This is a genomic window from Streptomyces sp. NPDC006197 (assembly GCF_040613865.1).
In the GTDB taxonomy this organism is placed as follows: domain Bacteria; phylum Actinomycetota; class Actinomycetes; order Streptomycetales; family Streptomycetaceae; genus Streptomyces.
This window is the reverse complement of the sequence record NZ_JBEXSZ010000060.1, coordinates 1-19,628: the sequence shown is the minus strand read 5'-3', so window position 1 is coordinate 19,628 and position 19,628 is coordinate 1. Positions and strand designations below refer to the sequence as shown.

Here is a 19,628-nt window from a genome sequence, read left to right as displayed (position 1 = left end):
AGCTTCCTTGCGGGGACGGGTCAAAGGCGGTCAGGGAACGGAACGCAGCCGGCGGGCGGACTGGAAGGAGCCGCCGAACAGCAGTCCTGCGTCGTCGAGTTGGCGTCGGGCGCGTTGGGCCGCCTCGGTGCGGGTCGTGGTGTCGGTGTCGGTGTGCAGGGTGAGTTCGTCCTGGGCGGCGCGGCGCAGCAGCGGCAGGTCGATGGGCGGGCCGACGGTGGTGCGTTGCTGCATGGGGGGCTGGGCGCCGGGGATGTTCTGGGCGTAGCGGGTGAGGAGTTGGCGGGCGGCCAGCGGCAGGGTGTCGGTGTCAAGGCGTTCGGCGGCGTCGGCGATGTTCAGGGCGCTGGTGAGGAAGTGGACGCGTGCGCTGAGGGGGCCGACGATGCGCTGCTCCAGGGGCCAGGTGCTGACGGTGAGCAGGCCGCGGGCGGGTGAGAGCAGGTCCGAGGTGAGGGCTGGGCACAGGTAGTAGGGGCGGGCGCCGGGGGCGGAGCGGTAGGAGCGTTCCTCGTCGCGGCGCAGGCTGGTCAGCCGTGAGGGGGCCAAAGCGCCGGCGAAGAAGGCTTCATGGACGGTGCTGATCAGTTTGGGAGCGGCGGGCACCGCGAGGAGGGTCAGGACCTGGTGGACCTGTTCGCGGGCGGGCAGCGGGGTTGCCGGCTCCGCCGGTGTGCTGTGCGCGGGGGTGCCGCGTGATGTTTCTTCGCGAGCGGCTGTCTCTTCGGTGTCCTCGGCCTGTTCGAACAGGGCGTCCCAGGCGCGCTGGGCGCGGCGTAGGTCGTCGCGGAGCTGTTTGACCTGGCCGTTGTCACGGGCCAGTTGGGCGCGCCGCATGGCCTGCTGCAGCTGTTGCATGCGTTGTTCGAGTGCGTCCAGATGCTCGTGCATGGCAGCACCCTACCGCATTCCAGTGTTTTCCAGTTTTCTCCTGTAATTGCTGTTGTAGAGTCGTCGGCACTTCGCCAACTGCCTCTGCTGCAGGGGGCGTCGGGCAGTCCTATCTGCGCTGAGGAGAGCCGTTCATGAAAGCCCTGCACACATCCGACTGGCATCTGGGCCGAACCCTGCAACGCCGCTCCCGCGACGAGGAGTTCGACGCCGTCCTGGCCGAGATCACCGCTATCGCCGAGGCGGCGCAGCCGGATCTCATCGTGCACAGCGGCGACCTGTTCGACTCCTACCGGCCCGCCCACAAGGACGTCCTGCGCGCCCTGCGCTGCCTGAACGCCTTCGCCCGCATCGCGCCCACCGTCGTCCTGGGCGGCAACCACGACTCCCCCGAGCTGTTCGACCTGCTCAACTACGTATGCACTCTGCGGCCGGACACCGACCAGCACCGCCTGCGTTTCGTCCACAGCCGCGGCGACACAGATCCCGGCACTGTGCTCGACTTCGACAGCCGTGACGGATGTCAGCGCATCCGCCTGGCCGCCCTGCCGTACGTGCACCCCAACCGCTACCTGCACCTCTTCCCCGGATTCGGTACCACCGCGGGCGCCTACGCGACCGGCCTGCGCGAGCTGCAGGAGGGTCTCCTGGCCCGGCTGCACGACGGCTACGACCCCGAACGGGACGTGCTGCTGTTCACCGCCCACCAGTACGTGACCAGCGCCATTCCCTCCCAGAGCGAGCGGATGTGGGAGGTGCGCGAGCCCTACGCCACCGACGCCGACGCCCTGCCGCAGGTCGCCTACTGCGCCCTGGGGCACGTCCACAAACCTCAGCCCGTCGGCACCGGGCGGCCGGCCCGCTATGCCGGAAGCCCTTTGCAGATAGACTTCGGCGAGAGCGAGGAGACCAAGAGCGTCACCGTCGTCGAGGCAGGACCGGGCCGACGCACTCTGATCACCCCGCACACGCTGCACTCGGGACGGCGTCTGGCCCGGTTCCACGGCACCTTGGAGGAACTGGGCGCCGATGCGGCCCAGTACAGCGGCGCCTACCTCAAGGCGGTCATCCGCAGCGACGAACCCATCGCCCGGCTCGGAGACAGGGTCACCGAGCTGGTGCCGCATGCCATCGTCGTGGACGTCGAGGAAGACTGCGCGGCCACCCGGGCCAACGCCCTGACCGGCATCGACGCCGCCGATGACAGCCAGCTCGACATCACCGCGGCCTTCAGTGCCTACCTCGCGGAGGCCGACACTCCCGGACAGAACGCCGACGAGGTGGTAGCCGCTTTCGCCGACCTGCTGAACGCACCTGATGCAACGCCGCCCTCCTCCCCCGCCGAGCAGCTGCTCGCCGAGGCCATCGCCACCCCCTGGACCAACGCCGCTCGCGGCCGAACGGAGACGGCATCATGAAGATCGTCCGCCTGACCTTCTCGGGAGTCCGCAGCTACCCGGACACCTGCACGATCGACTTCACCGGCAAGACGCTCATCGGCATCCTCGGCGACACCGGCGCGGGCAAGACCAGCATCCTCGAGGCCATCACCGCCGCCCTGTACGGCAGATGCTCCTGGACTGACCGCGTGGCCCAGCTCCGCTCCGACCACTGCCCGGCCATGATGGTCGAGTTGGAGTTCTCGGTGGAGAGCCAGCGCTGGACGGTGTACCGCGTCTTTCACGAATCCCGTCCCACGCAAGCACGTCTGACAGGTCCGGACGGCAAGCACACCGATGGAGTGCGCCCCGTGGATGATGCGATCAGGAATCTCATTGGGATCGATTACGTCACCTTCAAGTCCTCCGTCCTGGTCCCGCAGGGCCGCTTCGGAGACCTGCTCAACGCCGGCGACGCCGACCGCACCCGCATCCTGAAGTCCCTCTTCGGTGTCGACGAGCTGCAGCGCGTCCGTCAGCTCGCCACCGAGTCGGCCGGCCGTCTCAAGGACCTCATCAGCCAGGCCAGGCATGACGACGCCCGGCTTCACGACGATCCTCGCGCGGAAGCAGAAGCCGCACGGGAACGCCACGACGCGGCTCACGCCGGCGCTGCGGACCTCAGTGGCCGGCTGACCGAGCTGCGCCGGCTGCAGACCTCGACGGAACAGGCCCAGCAGCATGCGCGCCGAAGCGCGGATGCCGCCAAGGCGCTCATCGAGCGCCGCATCACGGACTCCGGCAGCATCACCGCCGCTGTCCGGCAGGCCCAGGGCGAGCTCCAGCAGCTGCAGCGGGTCAACAACGATGCCGAAAGCACCGCCCAAGCCGATCTCGAGGCTGTCACCGCCGAGCGGGCAGCTGCAGCCATGGCAGGTCTGGCGCCCGATGCTCTGGCTGCGGCTTCTCAGGTCCTCAAGGACGTGCCCGGCCGCATCAGCACCCTCACCGACGGGGAAACAGCGCATGCCCAGCTTCTGGCCGAGCTCGAGAGGGAAGAGGAAGACCTGGCCACACGTGCCGGCGAACTGGAGGAGGCCGGGCAGAGCATCGAGGAGACGCGTGGGCAGCTGCAGGGCGCCGAGGAAGAAGCCGCCGATGCAGCCGACGCACTGCAGGCACTGACAGCCTCCGTCCGGCGCGCCGGTGAAGCAGCGAGCACACTCGCCCAGCAGCGTGCCGCCCAGGCTCTCACGCACGGCAAACTGGCCGCCCTGCTACAGGCGCCTCCCGCCAGCGACCTGCACGCGGCCCGGGCCGCCACGCAGCACGCGCAGGACACGCTGGACGGCATCCGGCGCCAGGAAGCGGCACACACGGCGGGCGACGGCCTGGCCGCCGGCGACGGCTGCCCCGTGTGCATCAGGACCCTGCCCGACGACTACCAGCCGCCGCAGCCGCACAACGCCGAGGCCCTTGCTCTCGCCAAGGACACGGCGGACAAGGCCCTGGCCTCACTGGCCCGTGCCGAACGCGAGCACACCCTGCACGCGCACGAGGTCGAGCAGCTTCAGGCAGCCCAGGACGGACATCACCGCCAAATGCAGGAAGCCACGCGCCTGCTGGAGGACCAGACGCCCCTCGTACGGCAGCGGGCCCGGGAATTCGCCGTTCGCAGCGCCCACGCCTGCCCCGACGTCTACGCGAAAGAGTTGGAAAGCGCCGCCGCGGCCGCCCTGGCCCACATGGCCGCATCTCCGCCACCGGCCGTTGCCGAGCAGGAGGCCCTCGTCGACGAACTCCTCCGCGACGCCCGCGACCGCCTCGCGCAACTGCAGGAGGCAGTCGCCTCCGGTAGGAAAAAGCTGACTCAGGAGGAAACGGCGGCAGAGGTGGCGCGCGCTTCTCTGCAGGCGGCCTCGCTCGTCGCGATGAAGCGACGCACGCAGGCATCCCGGACCACCGAGCGGCTTCAAGACGAGCAGCGCAGCCTGCTGGCGAGCCTGTCTGCACTGCCCGAGCTCGCACGAGGACACCTGCCCCAGCAGCCTGCCCTCCCTCACCCCGACCACCTGGAAGCCGCTGCCCGGGCCGTTCGGCACGAGCAGAACCATCAGCACGAGCTCGCCCAGCGGCAGGAGCAACTGAGCGGTCTCGTGCACTCGCTGAAGATCGAGCGGGGCGAACTGGTCGAACGCCTGCAGCGGGAGGTGGCCCGGCCTCTGCACGAGCTGGGGGCTCAGCTGCAGCGATGGGCGGACAGCGCTCTCAACGCGGCCGCGCTGGTTGAGGAGGCCCGACGCCCCGTGCTGCCCTTGCCGCCCGGGACGGACGACCCCGCGGCCATGGAGGACTACGCTGCCGGCCTGGAGAGCGCCAGCACCCTCCTGCTCGCCGCCCTGGACGAGCACGGCACCGCAGCACGCGCAGCCATGGCAGAGCTGACCACGCAGCTGCACGCGCACGCCGAAGTGCTGGCCGCCGCCTACCCCGGCAGCGCCGTACTGCAGATGAACGCCGAAACAGATCCGCTGGAGCCCACCCTCCTGGACAGCCTGAGCAGCCACGCCGGCACCCTGCGCAATGAGGCCGCGCGTGCCCTGCAGGAGGAGGAGCGGGCCCTGTCACAGATTCCGCACAAGGACCGGCTGCGGGCAGCCATCAGCGCCGGGGAGCGCCAGCTGGCCGCCTGGCAAGCGGTGAGCGCGCACCTGACGGACGGGAAATTCCTCGGCCATCTCACCGACCTGCGCACCCGTGCTCTGCTCGCCCACGGCAGCGAACTGCTGCAACAGCTCTCCGGCGGACGGCTGGGCTTCGCCGCCGACTTCGACATTGTCAACCTCTCCAGCCACGCCCGCCGCAGCTCGCGCACCCTCTCCGGCGGAGAGACCTTCCAGGCCTCCCTCGCTCTGTCCCTCGCGCTGATGGAGATGCACGGCCGCAGCGGCACCCGTCTGGAGAGCCTCTTCCTCGACGAGGGCTTCGGCACCCTGGACGCCGCCCGTCTCGACGGTGCCCTGCAGGTCCTGCGCACCCATGTCGGAGCCGACAAACTGCTGGCCGTCATCAGCCATCTGCGCCCGGTCGCCGAGACCGTGAACGACGTGCTGTGGGTCGAAAAGGACCACCGCGGCTCGAGGGCCCACTGGCTGAGCGCCGCGGAACGCGACACTCTCATCCGCGAGGACCTCCACAACCTGGCGGATCTGACATGACACCAACCGTCCACCACGGCAGGTCCATCTCCCGAGGCAGAGGTGCTCGCCTCGTCTCTCGCCGCCGGAGGCGTCACGCAGGGCTGGCGCGCTCGTTACACACCGTGCACGATGCAGGTGCGTATACCGGAGGGAAGCCCTGTGACCAGGCCAGATCAAGGTTGTGCAGCCGCGATCAATTCGTTGCGATTTTCGCAACCCCTGATTACGGTGGTGTAGTGACTGAATCGTTGAATGCGCGAGTGCGCCGAGTACTCGAAAGCGTCGGCGAGAATCAGGGTGAGTTCGCGCGACGCCTCGGCATGTCCGCCGACAAACTGTCCAAATCACTCAACGGCACCCGCCGCTTCACGTCCCTGGAACTCGCGCTGATCGCCGAGCTGGGGCACACTACTGTCGACTGGCTGCTTAACGGAACCGTGCCGCACGAAGGACTGTCCTCCATGGCGGCGCGGACCAAGTCCTCCACCAGCGCGTCGTGCGAAGACGGCAGGGAGGAAGCCCTCCGCTACGCCGAGATGATCGACGCACTCGCAACCGCCGGCTACACCGTCTCCCGGCCCTCGCTGCCCAAGCCCCCGCAGAGCGGCAGTCTCCTGGAGCAGGGCACCCGCCTCGCCGAAGCAGCACAGGCGGTGATCGGCACAAGCCCGTGCGGCATGCCCGTGCGGGCACTCGCCGAACTGTGGGAGCAGAGATTCGGACTGGTCGCGGCCGCCACCACGCTGCCCGACGGGCTCGACGGTCTGGCGTGGGACAGCGGAACATTCCGGCTCATCCTCGTCGGCCGCACAGATGTGTGGACGCGCCAGCGCTTCACACTCGCCCACGAGCTCGGCCATATCCTCGCCGGCGACGCCGCCGACAAACCCCTCGCCGAGCACATCGCTCCCAGCCTCGACCGGGGTCAAGCCGAGATCCGGGCCAACGCGTTCGCCGCCGAGCTGCTCATGCCGAGCAAGGAGCTCATGGCCCGTTCAGGCGACGCAGCCGTCACCGACCGCTCGGCGTTCCTGTCCCTGGCCTGGAACTTCCAGGTCTCCCCCAGCGCCATGGCGACCCGGCTGAGAACCCTGGGCATCATTACCGACGAACAGCGCCGCCAGTGGTCCAGCGCCACCACACGCATCGCTGCAGATCACTGCGGCGATGCCGAAGGCCACATGCAGCACGCCCAGCAGGCCGGCGACGGCTGGTACTCGTCGAGTCTGGCGAAACTGGCCATCGCCGCTTACGCCAAGGGCGACATCAGCATCCGGCCCGTGGCCGCGGTGACAGGCCTGCGCCCCGAACGACTCCTGGATCTCTTCCACCCCCAAGCCGGCCCCGAGGAAGCCCCCGTCCCTCCGCCCGTCGCGACAAGCTCACCAGAACTGGCCTTCCATCCTTGACCCGATGGTGCTTTCCCGACAACACCGTGCTGTGCAACTTCGCCTCCATCGACCGCCTCGACCTGCTCAGAACCGTCCTGGACGGGCACGGAAGATGGACCGAGGCCGTCGCGTACGAGGCCCGCTCCTCCGCCCTTGCTGCTCACCCGCGGCTCGCCGATGTGCTCCTGGAAGGCTGGCTGGGCGAACCACTCGTCATCGACATGGAGGAAGAAGCCGACCAGGTGGAACGAGTACGGCGTGCTGCCTTCGGTGGCACCGCCGCCCGCCCCCTGCAACACCTTGGCGAAGCCCAGACGCTTCATGTGATCCGCAACTGGCAGGACTTCAAGGAATCGATCTGGCTCAGCGACGACCGGGCCGCCTGCGACTTCGCCGAGCGTCAGGGCATCACCACGTGGCGGACCAAGGACGTCATGGCGCACGGATGCAGCAGGGGCGACATCTCACCGCTGCAGGCGTTCGCCCTTCTGCAGCAGATGCGAAGCCAGGGCCGGTCTCTCGACGTGCCGCCCACCGCCCAGCACCTCAGATGAGGCCAGACACGGACACGGTCGGAAGCAGTCAGCTTTCGGCGACTATCAGTCATCCCGGCAGGTCACACATGCCATGTTCCTAGGCTGACCGGCAGGGCGCCTACCGCGCCCCGGTCACGGCGAAGGGGAGTCGTCGCAATGGAGGAAGGTCTCGACGCTCACGCGCCGGATCCTGAGCCGGACGAACGTCAGCTGCTCTACCGGCACGTCACGGCCGAGCACTCGACCGAGTACCTGGCCATCATGCGGCTGTTCACCGAGACACTGCTGGCCGACCTGTCCGCCGAGGACGTCAGAACCCGGCTGGCCGAACGCGGTATCCGTCTGTCCCTGGAACAGGCGGAGGACCGCTGCATCAAGCTGGTCGGCTGGAAGAACCTGATGCCGTCCATGCGTGACCCCCGCGTGCCCACCGTGGCGGCGTTCCAGCACGCCAGACGGCGGTTCCAGACCACCAGGCTGGGCAGCGCGGTCCAGCGCCAGATCGACGAAATCCTGCAGACGAGCGACGGCGCGCGGGAGGTCGCCCGCGAACTGCTGGGCAGCATGGTGACGCTGCTGGACCGCATCCTCCTCCAGGCACGCACGCCGCACACCGCTGATGCCGAGGCCCTGGCCGCTGATGTCACCACTCTCTTCAACAATCAGAAGATTTTCGTCGAGAGCGTTCGCGACTTCTACACCTACCTGTCGTCCGTCCTCTCCCGCTACGACCTCGTCGACGACGAGTACGCGTCGTTCAAGGGACTCCTTCTGGAGTACGTCGATCTGATCGACACAGACGTCAGCCGGCACGCTCCCGCCGTCCTGGACCGGCTCGAGCAGCTCGAACCGATCGTCGGCAGCGTCCTTGCCGTCCTGGACAACCTGCCCGGCCTCACCTCCGCAGACCCTGCCCAGGTTCAGCGGTTGCCTGGCCGTCAGTGCAAGGACTGGACCGAACTGCTCGCCTGGTACAGCGGGTCGGAGGGCCCCTCCGGTCCCTCACATCTGCGCTCTGCCGCGGAAGCGGCTCTCAACCAGCTGATCACCAACGCCCGGCGCCTGCTGGCGTCGGCCGGGACCACCGGCACGCGCCGGGCGGACCTGCTGCACCTAGCCGCTCTGTTCACCCAGGCAAGCGCGGAAGAAGCACACCGGGGATTCGCGGCCGCCTACGGCACCTACCCGGCACGGCATGTGGGGCTGGGCCCGGACGAGGCGGACCCTCGGGCAACACCGGCCCACTCCTGGTGGGACACCGATCCTGTCGATGTCCCCGTCTCCCTCAGAGAACGGGGCGACCGTGCGGCCCGGGGACGCACGGCACGCATCCCTGATCCAGGACTGGACCGCGAACGCCTGACCGCCCAGTTCGAGGCCGAGCAGGCCGAACGGCAGGCTGCGGCGGCCGAGCTGGCCGCCGCGGGGCAACTGAACGGCAGGACTCTGACGCCCGCAGCCCGGGACCTCCTGCTCGACCTCGTCTCCCAGGCGCTGGTCCAGCATCCCTCTCTGTCAGAACCCGTCAGCATCACCGGGGCAGACCTCGACGTTACCGTGCACGCCGCTCCCTCGGCCGCCGAGGCAACCCGCATCCTGGCCCACGACGGCGACACCACCTTCACCGGGCTCGTCCTGCATGCTTCAGCAGCCAAGTCGGCCAGCCCTCCTCTTCCCGCCGAGGAACCGGCCGCCGACGGCACACTGTCCGGCGTACCCCGACGCCACGACGCCGTTTCCTCCCCGGACGGGAGCAGCCAGTGAGCGCTCCCTTGGCATCCCGAGGCACCACCGCACAGCATGAGGCCACAGAGCGACAACTCGCCGCCCGGACTCTGCTCGCGCAGCCAATCCTGACAGCGCACCGGCAGCCTGCCGAATTGGCACTCGTACGGCGCCACTCCACCGTCCTGCGGTCCATGTTCGCGCAGATCCTGGGCTATCCCCTCATCGTCGAGCATTCCTTCGCCCGGCTCGTCAAAGCACCGCCGAGCAGTGACAGTCCGCAGCGCCACGTCCGGCGGGGTGAGAGCCCGGTCTTCACGCCACAGACGTACGCCCTGTTCACCCTCGCCTGCGCCGCTCTGCTTGCGCCTGGTACGGGAGAGCAACTCTTGATCTCCTCGCTGATCGAGCAGATCCGCGCCGATGCGGCCACCGCCCGTGTCGATCTGCAGGACACGCCTGCTGAAAACCGGCGCCTGGTACAGGCCATCGGCCTCCTCATCGACTGGGGCGTGCTGACCGAGACAGACGGCTCGCTCATGGCCTGGAGCGAAAGGAAGGAGGAAGCTCTGCTGACCATTCACCGCCCTCTGCTCGCTCACGTCCTCCCCCGCTCCCTGCGCGGCATGACCTCCCTGCGGGACGTGATCGCCCAGGCGCCCAGCGAGCTCGCCGAGCCCCGCCGCAGCCTGCGCCGCAAGCTGGTGGAAAACCCACTGGTCCGACGTGAGGACCTGCCCGCCGACGAGCGGGATGTCCTGTCGCGTGAGCGCTCAGAACTGACACGCCTGCTCGAGGAGCATTTCGGCCTGACACTCGAGGTCCGGGCTGAGGGCGCTGTGGCCTACGACGTCGAGGGAACCCTGAGCGATGTGGAGTTTCCCGGCCCGGGAACGGTGCGCCAGGCAGCCCTGCTCCTCGCCGATGCTCTGACGGACCTGGGCCGCCCCGCCTCCGGCACCAAGCCGACCGACAACACCCCTGCCGTCCAGGGCCTGCTCACACCATGGCATGTGGTGGACGAAGAGCTCGCCCACCTTGTCAGCAGGTACGCCAAGGCATGGTCGGCTGCCTACGTCACTGACCCGGCACGGCTCAGAGGTGACGTCGTGGCTCTCTTGGAGTCGGTCTCTTTGGGCCAGGCGCTCCCCGATGGGCTGGTGCTTCACCCGGCCATAGCGCGTTACCGGCCCGAACCTCGCATGTCCCTGCGTAGCAAGGCGGCTGTCCGCCCTCCGTCTTCGCGGCAGGCCTCTGCGTTCGCTGATATCGCACTGCGCACAGACATCCTGTTCGACGCGGCTACTTCCGGGGAGAGTCCATGACCACCGTTCCGCTCCCCCGGCAGCGCACGCCTGAACCGGAGCACGACCGCTGGCGGATGAACCGTGCCGGGATCGTCAACGTCTGGTTCTACTACGACCAGCGTTTCGACCTCTCAGGGGGCCGGCTCGTCCTGCGCGGATCGAACGGGTCGGGCAAGTCCAGGGCTCTTGAGATGCTGCTGCCCTTCGTGCTGGACGCCGACAGGCGGCGCATGGACGCCACCGGCTCAGGAAAAGTCCGCCTGGAAGACCTCATGCGTGCAGGCGGTGAGGGACAGCCCAACCGCCTGGGATACGTGTGGCTGGAGCTCACCAGGACCACCGCGGCAGACGTGTCCGTCGAGTACCTCACCGTGGGTGCGCTGGTGCGCTACTCCCACAGCACAGAGGAGGCCAAAGCGTGGTACTTCCTCACGCCGTTGCGAGTCGACGACGACCTCACTCTGATGGACCCTGGTCGCATTCCGCTTTCCCGGGAAGGCCTTATCGAGGCTATCGGGGCCGACCGCCTCACCGCCTCACCCGAAACCCATCGCGACCGCGTCCGAGCCGCTGTGTTCGGCCTGCACGGCGACCAGGGCCGTGAACGATTCGACGGGCTTCTGCAGCTTCTGCACACACTGCGCTCTCCCGACGTGGGCAACCGCATCGACGAAGGCCGTCTTCCTCAGATCCTTTCCGACGCACTTCCGCCCCTGTCCGAGTCCGCCATCGCACGCGCGGGTGAGGAACTCGACGGCCTGGAGGAGATGCGCGCCGCACTCGGCCGGCTCGAGACTTCCTACAACCATGTCGCCGACTTCCTGAAGGTCTACGCTCGCTATACGACCGGCGTGTTGTGCGAGGCAGCCGACGGCGCCCTCACAGCTGCCTTGGCCTCGCAGCAGGCGGACCACACGGCCGCAGAACGCGCAGCGGAGCACGAACGGCTGACCGGCGAGCACGCGGCGAAGCAGGCGCAGGCAGAGGAACTCCAGGGCCTGTGTGAGGAGCTGCGGGCCACTACCACCGGGATCCGTGAATCCACGCAGTACAAGGCAGCACGCGAGCTCGGCGAGCGCGACAAGACCGTCCAGGCCCTCGCCTCAGCCGCCAACAGCGCCCTCGAGGCGGCCGCGTTCGTGCGCCGTGAAGAAGACCGAGCCGCACGCACAAGCAATCAGGTGGCCCGGGACCTGCAGAGCCACGCCCAGGGAACCCAAGACCTCGCGCATCGTGCCACCGCCCTGCTCAAACAAGCCGGCCTGGACACGCCGGTCCCCTCGCGCCTCGCCGTCCGGCTCGGCAAGCCGCCGGCAGTGGCCGAGCCGGTACGCACCGCGCCTGAGTCCGATCCCGAGCCCCACACCCGTCCCGTGGTGCTGCGTGTGGAACCCGTAGCTGTCGAGGCGCAGGCCGCTCTGGAAGAGACGGGGCGGGCCGCGGGTGCTGCCAGGGCGGCTGCCTCGACGCGCGTCCAACAGGCTGAGGTCCGCGGCCGTGACGCCCGCCGCCTACGCTCTGAGCACGAGCAGGTCATGCGTCAGCGCGACCGGGCGGAGGACTGCGCCGCATCCGCTGCCCAGTCAGAGGAACGGGCGCTGACAGCTGCAGGCGAACGGGACGACGAAGCGGTCGCTCTGGCTCTCGCCTGGCGTGAATGGGTCGGCGCCCCTGAAACGGCGCACCTGCTGGGAGACGTCGACTGGGCCGCGACACCGGTCGGCGAAGCACTAAAAACACTCGAGGTGTGGGCGGGCGAGCCCCACGACGCCCGAGGGGCCGAGGAGCAACTGGCCCGACTCGACGCCACTGCTTCACAGGCCGCCTTCCCCGCTCGTACACGGCACGCCCGGCAGATGTCAGCCCTGCAGGCCGAGGCCGAGGCCGACGCCGACCTGCGTAGGGACCTGCTCCGGGAAGCGAGGGCACTTCAGCAGGAACACGACCCCGCTCCCCCGGGGCCGCCCTGGCTGAACCAGGTCGTGGACGGCGCCGTGCCACTGTGGCGTGTCCTGGAGTTCGTGCCCGGAACCGATGCGCAGACCCAGGCCGGTGTGGAAGCTGCCTTGCTGGCGTCGGGCCTGCTGCACGCCTCGTTCACTGCGGATGGCGACGTGGTGGCCCTGGATGGCCAGCTGCTCATCAGGGCCCAAGGGCCCGCCGTCTTGGAGTCTTTGCGACGTGTGGTGACGGTGGCAGATGACTGCGGAGTACCGCGGCAGCAGATCGAGGCTGTCCTGCATCAAATCGCCCTCTCTCCGGGGCACCCGACCTGGGTGTCGCCCGACGGATCGTGGGGAAACGGGCCTCTGACCGGCCGCTATCACCTTCCCTGTGCCCGTTTCATCGGAGCTGCGGCGCGGGCTGCCGCGAGGGCGGCACGCCTTGCTGAAATCGAGCAACACCTTGCCCAGCTCGCGCAAGCAGCTCAGCTGCGCAGCGAGAAACAGGAACGGTTGGACTCTTCTCTGAGTCGGCTGGAGGAGCATCTTCTGCTCGCGCCGCAATCCGCCCGGTTGGCGACGCTGCGGCTGCGAGCCTCGTCCGCCAGGCAGGATGCATCCGCCCTGCTGCGCGAGGCGGAGCGGATGAGAGTCAAGGCCGAGGAGGCTGAGCGGGCATGGTCGGCCCGTCAGCACAGCCATCGTGAGGTCTGTGCTGCGCTGGGACTGCCGGATGACCCGGTAGGGCTGGAGGCGGTGCAGTCCGCTGCGGGCTTTGCCGAGCAGACCTGCACGGAGCTGGAACGCTCGAGTGAGGCGCTGGGCCGGCTCTTCGAGCGCCACCACCATCTGGTGGGCGAGGGGGACGAGATGGCTGCTAACCGCAAGGAAGCGGAGGGGCGGGCCGAGTCAGCCTGCCGGGCATGGTCCAGGGAGGCCGCCGCGGTGGCGGCGCTACGAGACTCGCTGGGAGCTGACCCTCAGGAGATCCATGACCGTCTCTCGGAAGCTGAGCGAGCTCTTCTGAAGGCAGAGCAGGACCTGCGCCACATCCAGCAGACCGCCCATGAACTCAACGGCAGCAAGGCTGCTGCCGAAGCCCGCACCCGGCAAGCCGACGAGGACGCCCTCCAGGCTCGGCAAGAGCTCCTTCGGTGCACACAAGCCCTGCATGGGCGCCTGTCACAGCCGGCCACCGCCATCGCTCTCACATCCGGTCCAGAGGCGCACGACGCATTGCTGTCGGTCACGGCATCGCCCGGCGACCTCGTCTCCGCTGTACAGGCGGTGAAGGCTTCGTTGCGCGCTCCCCAGAGCACCGCAGACGCCACTGCCCTGATCAGGGCCCAGTCCATGTTGGAACGCAATACCGCCGGTGCCTTCGACGTCATCGTCACGGTCGACGAGGGATTTCATGTCGTAGAGGTGGCCGACGCCATGGGCCGCCAGCACGTCGCCCAGGCAGCCGTCTCGCTCAAAGAGCGCCGTGACCGAGGCCGTAATGCCCTCACGCAGCGCGAGCGCACCGCCTTTCACAACTTCGTTCTCGGGGGCATGGCCCAGGAGCTGAGAAGTCGCATCGGGGAAGCCCGCAAGCTGGTTTCCGGCATGGACACTTCCCTGGCCTCCATCTCCACCAGCCACGGCATCGGGGTGAACATCCGCTGGCGTCTGGCCGACGGCGCGAATGAGAGGGTCCAGCGGGTACTGGAACTCCTCAAGCGCGACGTCGTCATGCTCAAAGACCGAGAGTCCGAGGAACTTATCGACCTGCTCAAAAACCTGGTGGATGACGAATACGCCGCTTCGCCCGAAGCCGGGTACGCCGCCCATCTGCGCACGGCCTTGGACTATCGCGTCTGGCACGCCATGGACGTCATCATCACCGGTCCCAATCCAGGCCAGGAACGTAAGATCAGCCGCCGCGCCAAGCTCTCCCAGGGCGAGACCCGGTTCGTGTCTTATGTGACTCTGTTCGCCGCCGCTGATGCCTTCCTGAGCAGTTTGCCTGATGCTGGGCGGGCTCTTCGGCTCATTCTCCTCGACGACGCCTTCGCGAAAGTCGACCATGCCACCGTCGGCGAGTTGATGGCCCTCCTGGTCCGCCTGGACCTCGACTTCGTCATGACCGGGCACGCACTGTGGGGGTTCTACCCTGAAGTGCCGGCAATCGATGCCTACGAGGTACGACGTGCAGAAGGCACGGCTGCGATCACTACGCACGTGCACTGGGATGGCCGCACCCGGCACTTGCGGGCTGCGTGATGTCCTCCCCGCAGTTCTTGCTGCCGGATGCCACTCGCGCCTATCTGAGTCATCCGAGCCTGGAGGTGCTCTGGGCAGCCGCGCGTAAGCGGCTCGAAGGCAACCGGCTCTCTCCCGCAGGTACCGTCCAGGTATTACTCGACTGGGAAGGCGCGGAGCGGCTACAAGGCATCCTGGGTCGACCTGTGGAACCGGGGCTGCGCAGGGTAAGCCTGGCGGCCCTTGAGACCGCCTTGCGGTCCTCATCGGCCACATGCGGACTTGTCAGCGCTGTTGCTGACCTCACTGGTCGTCCACTTCACGACCGTGCGGCGGCCAGCGCGGCGCACAGCGCGCAGTGGACTGCGATGTGGCAGAAGGTCGATGAGCAGCTCAGCAAGGAGGGGTTGGCGGACGAGCCGTGGGTTGCTCTTTGGCTGCAGGGCATTCGCAGCGCGGGAGTTCTGACGCGGGTCGGCGCTGAGGCCGCTGCCCGCGCCATGGCGGGTTGCGTCAGGACCTTGTCTGTCTTACGGCAGAACCTCGGGCCGGCCTCTGGAGACTTCTTCAGTGGAAGACCCTGGGAGCTGGCTGAACTCGCCGCACGCGCCACGGGTGACGCTCATGGGCTCGATGAGGGCCGGCTCACCGGTGCGCTGGTCCTGCGCGCGGTTGCATCGGCGTTTTCCGAGCCACACGCCCAGTCAAGCGCGAACCGGCGATTTTTGTGGGAACGGGCGGGCGTCAGCGTCGACAGTGTCTCCGGCACGGTCCTGGTCTGGAAGCTGGAGCCGCCAGGCACTCATCCGTGGTCCGTGATGATGCGGTCCCGCAGTGCGCTGTCCTTGGTCACGCATCTCACCTTGCAGGAGTTGCGGTTCGTGTCCGACCTGCCCCTGACGGCGGCTGGGACGACCGTCTACGCGTGCGAGAACCCACAGGTTCTTCAGGCCGCGGCTCGCTACAACGTGCCGTTCCCGCTGGTGTGTGTCAGCGGGAATCCCTCGGTTGCCGGGGTCGCCCTTCTTCAGCGGCTTAGCGCCGGCGGAGCCGACATCGCCTATCACGGCGACTTCGACTGGGCAGGCGTATCCATCACGAACCGGGTGGTCGAGGCCGGCGCCCGTCCTTGGCGGATGAGCAGCGACGACTACCTGCAGGCCTGCGGCACGTTGTCGCCGGAGAACGTGACAATCCTGACGGGAACCCCCACCAGAGCAGTTTGGGATGCCGACCTCCAGCAAGTCATGCAAAGGCAAGGCATCGCGATCCACGAAGAATCCCAACTCCCGCTGCTGCTGGCAGACCTCCGGCGAGAGTAGGCGTGCGTCACATTCACATAAGGTTCCCGTTCGATGACCCGGGTCAGATGAACGTTGAACAGAGGCCGGTGAGGGTGGGAAAGCAGTAGAGGCGGTGAACCCAGGCCGGCGGTCAAACGTACAGCGTGCACCGGCCCCCGGCTCGACGAAGATGATCGCTGTGGTGGTTGCTGACCGGTCGGCTGGGATGGAGTCTGCAGCGTCCGGAACGGCGTGCGGTGGAAAGAAACGAGTCGGAGATCACCCGCTGGATCGCGCATGAGTGGCGCGGATCAAAAAGGGGCGGTGAACACACGCGCCTGGATCGTCTTCCTCGACAAATCAGGAGTGTCGCTGCTGCCGCAGGTCCGCCGCACCCACGCGTCCCGCGGTCGCCCCCGCTCCTGCGGAATCGGTTGAACTGGAAACGCGCCTCGATGGCCGCGGCGCTCGGTTACCACGCCGTTGCTCCCGAGCGGGGGCCACGATTGCGTTTCCATCTCAAGCCTGGCAACTACGACATCGCCGCACTTATCGAGATGCTTGAACAGCTTAAGACGTTCTACTGCGGGAAGCGGGTGGTGCTGATCTGGTACGGGCTGTCCGCCCATTGGAGCCGGGCGATGCGGGCCTGGGCGGCCGAGCAAAACCGGCTGACCCTGGAGCGATTACCCGCTTACGCGCCTGAGCTCAACCCAGTGGAACTGCTGTGGTCCTCACTGAAGAAACGCGATTTCGCCAACCTCACCGACGACCATCTTGTCGACGTCGCCGAGCAGGGCATTCACCGGATCAACGAAAACCCTCAACTGCCCTGGTCCTTCCTCGCCCACACCGGCCTCACTATCCACGCACCAACCCCACTGAACTAACGAAAAGATCAGTAGGAAGACTCCAGCGACGAGGGCCGCCCGGTAGGGCGGCACTTGGGAAGACGCCCTACGATTTCGCTTTGAGCGAGTGCAGGGAATCACCTTGGAAGGCGTGCCCCGCGAAATGCTGGGAACGGGGGTATCAGCCCCATTCGCAGCCGATCCCATCACTATCACGGTCAAGATGGGAGCTGTAGCCGGGCTCTCCCCTGCGTACCGGCGCGGCGCCAGCAGCCCGTGCCGCGGCGCAGTTCTCGAACGGCTCCTGACTCTGCTGCTCGTAGTATCTGCCGCCGGGGCTCAGCTCAACCGTGATCGAGTACGTAGCCTCAGCGACCCAAGGCTTCCCCTTCAACTTCAGCGAGTACCGGATCTCGTCCGTGCCCCTGAAGTCCGACCGCGGCGTGTAGGTGACCGTGTGGCCGTCCTTGTCGAATTTGGCGGTTCCATACTTCGGCTTCGAGAGGAGCTTCGCCTCTACGTCCGCCGCCGTGAGACCTTCGTCGTCATCGAGATCGTCCAGAGAAAAGCTCTCGCTGTTGATGTCCTGGGCGGAGACGCCCTCCAAGAGGTCGTACTCCACAGACTTATACATGTCGATCCACAACGTGTCGTTGTGGCCACTCACGTCCTCGTCTTGAAGTATCCAGTTCGGCTTGGCCGACTGCGTGGTCGCGCTCGCCGGACTGTCCGAGTTCGTCGACTCCGAGTCGCCGTCCATGCTGCAACCCGCGAAGACGACGATGCCGATGAGCACGAACACGACGCAGCCCTGGACGGCTTCTACGCAACCGTCCCCGGTGTTCTTGGCCATGCCTCGATCCCCCACTCTGCACGAAGTCCACCCCTGCGATTGTCGCGAAATCGTACATCGCGAACACGTTCCGGCAGCGGGCTACCCCAGCCTCTGACCTGCTCCTTAACGTCCAGGCGCGTCTATCCGAGGAAGCTGTCGTCGCCCCTGGAACCGTGGCAGGATTCGAGCTGCTACTCAACTTGATTGGGTGATGTCGGGTGGCGTGGACCATCGGTCACCGGCACCGGTGACCGCCGACCTATATGAGCTGGCCCTCGGTGTGCATACTGTGACCGGCAGAGGGGCCCGCGTCCGACCGAACGGCGATGGGTGGGGCCGATGGCCACGGGCCGGGCCGGACGATCAAGGAGACCAGCGATGGCTGTCGAGGAAAGCTGGCGCCGCTACGGGCTTCGCCCCGTCGGCGCGGACCTCGACGAGATCCGTGCACTCCTCAGAGAGCACACGGCGCGTGAGCGACACGTCCAGGGCGAGGGCGACACCGAGCTGATGAGGCTCTGCTGCTTCCAGCTGTTCAACAGCGGCGACCTCGACGACGTGCTCCTGATCTGGAGTGCGAAGCAAGCCAGCTTCGACGCAGCGTGCTCGATCGATATCGAATTCCTGCTTGGGCACGGGCTCGACGCGACGAAGGCTCATCTCTTGGCCAACCGTGCACCTTCTGCCGCGGCGGCGCTGGATCGACTGCGCAAGCTCGAGGCGGACGGTGAATTCGAGGGCTTCTCAGTGGAGGAGCGCTCCGCCTCCTACGACCGGTACTACGGCGACTGACGATTCTGCAGCGCAGCGCCGCTCAGCCGTCCGTGATGAGGCCGGTGCCCGCAAGGCAGCCATCGACGAGGTCCGCGCGGTACTGGATCTGCTTGAGCCGGCGCTTCACGGCCTTGGTGATCTGGCCCAGGTCAGCTGCGGCGAGGTTGCCGATGTCGCGTTTGACCAGCGACCAGATGCCCTCCTGCGGGTTCAGGTCCGGCGCGTAGGTGGGCAGCTGGAACACGGTGAGCCAGGCGGCGTTCGCGGCGATGAACTCCCACATCCCGGCGGTCAGGTGGAGGCGGACGTTGTCCCAGACCAGCACGATCGGTCCGCCGAGCTGGATGCGGGCACGTACCAAGAGGTCGCGAAGGTTTCGCCAGCCGAAGGCCTTCGGCTCGCCCTTGCGCCCTCGGTACTCGCGGATGGCGTAGATCAGCCGGGACCGCTCGCCCGGCTTGTAGCAGGTCATACCCGCCGTCGACACCCGTCCGGAGCCCCGGCCGCGAACCCGGACGACCGGGGTCTGGCCGATCCGTCCCCAGGTTCTGGAGCGCGGCGGCGTCATCGACTGGCCGGCCTCATCCTCGAAGAGGATCCAGCCGTTACATGCCGCCGCACAGCTCTTACCCGTGGCCAGACCTCCTTCTTCCACAGGTCAACCGCCCCATCGTCGTGCTCGATCGCCCGGCGGGTGGGCTGCTGCCACGACCAGTCGTGCCGCTTCAGCAGCCGCCACGTACCTTCCACCGTGTAGGAAACGTGGAACAGTCGACCGATCAGCGTCTTGACTCGCGCCAGCGTCCACCGCTGATCGGCCCAGCCGTGGACCAGTGGTCCACGCCCCAACTCCCGCTCCAGTCTCGCGATCTGAACGAAGCTGAGCCTGAGACGTCCGGGCGATCCCTTCGACAGGATCCCGGCCTCGCCTCGCTCGCGCCAAGCCCGGCGCCACCGCTCCACCGACCGCTCGCTCACCCGCAGCGCGGCAGCGATTTCCCGGTTCGTCTCCGCGCCCTCGAAGCGTTCCACGGCCTGTAGCCGGATCCGCTCCTGCGCGGCCCTCTCGGCGTCGGTCAGCCCGCCGCCCTGCGTGTACCTCACAGCCCCACAGCTACGCAGCCGGCAGGCCGGCGTCAGGCAGACATCCCCGACATCACCCAATCAAGTTCAGTGAGCTCTTTCAGATTGGCCACTGATCGAGTGACCCAGGCCGAGTCAGGATAAGGACCGCAACGCACAGGGCTCCCGCGCCGTTGAGGGAGGTGT

The 19,628-nt window shown here is 67.6% G+C and carries 14 protein-coding genes; 10 read left to right on the top strand and 4 right to left on the bottom strand.

Annotation, left to right across the window (positions count from 1 at the left end; all coding sequences use genetic code 11):
• Positions 1-30 precede the first annotated feature (30 nt).
• Complete coding sequence (locus ABZ318_RS20010; RefSeq protein ID WP_356903803.1) at positions 31-891, bottom strand: hypothetical protein; 861 nt, start codon at positions 889-891, stop codon at positions 31-33.
• Positions 892-1,025: 134 nt separating this feature from the next.
• Between ABZ318_RS20010 and ABZ318_RS20005 the strand changes: the two genes are divergently transcribed.
• From ABZ318_RS20005 to ABZ318_RS19965, 9 genes are all read left to right on the top strand, one after another.
• Entirely contained in the window at positions 1,026-2,309 is a 1,284-nt protein-coding gene (locus ABZ318_RS20005; RefSeq protein ID WP_356903802.1) for an exonuclease SbcCD subunit D, read from the top strand.
• Complete coding sequence (locus ABZ318_RS20000; RefSeq protein WP_356903801.1) at positions 2,306-5,488, top strand: SMC family ATPase; 3,183 nt, start codon at positions 2,306-2,308, stop codon at positions 5,486-5,488. The genes ABZ318_RS20005 and ABZ318_RS20000 overlap by 4 nt, the downstream gene beginning before the upstream one ends.
• Positions 5,489-5,706: 218 nt before the next feature.
• Positions 5,707-6,879, top strand: coding sequence for an XRE family transcriptional regulator (locus ABZ318_RS19995; protein WP_356903800.1), 1,173 nt, complete (start codon positions 5,707-5,709; stop codon positions 6,877-6,879).
• The gene (locus tag ABZ318_RS19990; RefSeq protein ID WP_356903799.1) at positions 6,876-7,415 is read left to right on the top strand and encodes a hypothetical protein; all 540 of its coding nucleotides are present in this window, start codon (positions 6,876-6,878) and stop codon (positions 7,413-7,415) included. The genes ABZ318_RS19995 and ABZ318_RS19990 overlap by 4 nt, the downstream gene beginning before the upstream one ends.
• A 138-nt stretch (positions 7,416-7,553) precedes the next feature.
• Positions 7,554-9,161 carry a DUF2397 domain-containing protein gene (locus tag ABZ318_RS19985; RefSeq protein WP_356903798.1) on the top strand — a complete coding sequence of 536 codons (1,608 nt, stop codon included), beginning with the start codon at positions 7,554-7,556 and terminating at the stop codon, positions 9,159-9,161.
• Positions 9,158-10,447: a TIGR02678 family protein gene (locus ABZ318_RS19980; protein ID WP_356903797.1), complete on the top strand. Its 1,290-nt coding sequence runs from the start codon at positions 9,158-9,160 to the stop codon at positions 10,445-10,447. Before ABZ318_RS19985 ends, ABZ318_RS19980 begins: the two co-directional genes overlap by 4 nt.
• Positions 10,444-14,637 (top strand): TIGR02680 family protein, encoded by a 4,194-nt coding sequence (locus ABZ318_RS19975; RefSeq protein WP_356903796.1) that lies wholly within the window; start codon positions 10,444-10,446, stop codon positions 14,635-14,637. The genes ABZ318_RS19980 and ABZ318_RS19975 overlap by 4 nt, the downstream gene beginning before the upstream one ends.
• Positions 14,637-15,938, top strand: a complete 1,302-nt coding sequence (locus tag ABZ318_RS19970; RefSeq protein ID WP_356903795.1) for a TIGR02679 family protein — start codon at positions 14,637-14,639, stop codon at positions 15,936-15,938. The genes ABZ318_RS19975 and ABZ318_RS19970 overlap by 1 nt, the downstream gene beginning before the upstream one ends.
• Before the next feature lie 416 nt (positions 15,939-16,354).
• On the top strand, positions 16,355-16,789 hold the full coding sequence (locus ABZ318_RS19965) for a transposase (protein ID WP_356903794.1): 435 nt from the start codon (positions 16,355-16,357) through the stop codon (positions 16,787-16,789).
• A 142-nt stretch (positions 16,790-16,931) separates the two neighbouring features.
• On the opposite strand, the gene ABZ318_RS19960 is transcribed toward ABZ318_RS19965, so the two are convergent.
• Positions 16,932-17,603, bottom strand: coding sequence for an excalibur calcium-binding domain-containing protein (locus tag ABZ318_RS19960; protein ID WP_356903793.1), 672 nt, complete (start codon positions 17,601-17,603; stop codon positions 16,932-16,934).
• A 360-nt stretch (positions 17,604-17,963) separates the two neighbouring features.
• Here ABZ318_RS19960 and ABZ318_RS19955 point away from each other — a divergent pair, with 360 nt between their 5' ends.
• Complete coding sequence (locus ABZ318_RS19955; RefSeq protein WP_356903792.1) at positions 17,964-18,377, top strand: hypothetical protein; 414 nt, start codon at positions 17,964-17,966, stop codon at positions 18,375-18,377.
• Between the two features lie 22 nt (positions 18,378-18,399).
• Here the strand turns inward: ABZ318_RS19955 and ABZ318_RS19950 are convergent, their stop codons facing one another.
• Both ABZ318_RS19950 and ABZ318_RS19945 read right to left on the bottom strand, forming a co-directional pair.
• Positions 18,400-18,927: a transposase gene (locus ABZ318_RS19950; protein WP_356903824.1), complete on the bottom strand. Its 528-nt coding sequence runs from the start codon at positions 18,925-18,927 to the stop codon at positions 18,400-18,402.
• Entirely contained in the window at positions 18,924-19,463 is a 540-nt protein-coding gene (locus ABZ318_RS19945) for a winged helix-turn-helix domain-containing protein (RefSeq protein WP_356903791.1), read from the bottom strand. The genes ABZ318_RS19950 and ABZ318_RS19945 overlap by 4 nt, the downstream gene beginning before the upstream one ends.
• Between the last annotated feature and the right edge of the window lie 165 nt (positions 19,464-19,628).

Excerpts from the sequence above, each read along its gene's own strand:
- ABZ318_RS20010 (WP_356903803.1), bottom strand. The coding sequence starts at position 891 with ATGCACGAGCATCTGGACGCACTCGAACAACGCATGCAACAGCTGCAG.
- ABZ318_RS20005 (WP_356903802.1), top strand. The coding sequence starts at position 1,026 with ATGAAAGCCCTGCACACATCCGACTGGCATCTGGGCCGAACCCTGCAA.
- ABZ318_RS20000 (WP_356903801.1), top strand. The coding sequence starts at position 2,306 with ATGAAGATCGTCCGCCTGACCTTCTCGGGAGTCCGCAGCTACCCGGAC.
- ABZ318_RS19985 (WP_356903798.1), top strand. The coding sequence starts at position 7,554 with ATGGAGGAAGGTCTCGACGCTCACGCGCCGGATCCTGAGCCGGACGAA.
- ABZ318_RS19975 (WP_356903796.1), top strand. The coding sequence starts at position 10,444 with ATGACCACCGTTCCGCTCCCCCGGCAGCGCACGCCTGAACCGGAGCAC.
- ABZ318_RS19970 (WP_356903795.1), top strand. The coding sequence starts at position 14,637 with ATGTCCTCCCCGCAGTTCTTGCTGCCGGATGCCACTCGCGCCTATCTG.
- ABZ318_RS19965 (WP_356903794.1), top strand. The coding sequence starts at position 16,355 with ATGGCCGCGGCGCTCGGTTACCACGCCGTTGCTCCCGAGCGGGGGCCA.
- ABZ318_RS19960 (WP_356903793.1), bottom strand. The coding sequence starts at position 17,603 with ATGGCCAAGAACACCGGGGACGGTTGCGTAGAAGCCGTCCAGGGCTGC.
- ABZ318_RS19955 (WP_356903792.1), top strand. The coding sequence starts at position 17,964 with ATGGCTGTCGAGGAAAGCTGGCGCCGCTACGGGCTTCGCCCCGTCGGC.
- ABZ318_RS19950 (WP_356903824.1), bottom strand. The coding sequence starts at position 18,927 with ATGACGCCGCCGCGCTCCAGAACCTGGGGACGGATCGGCCAGACCCCG.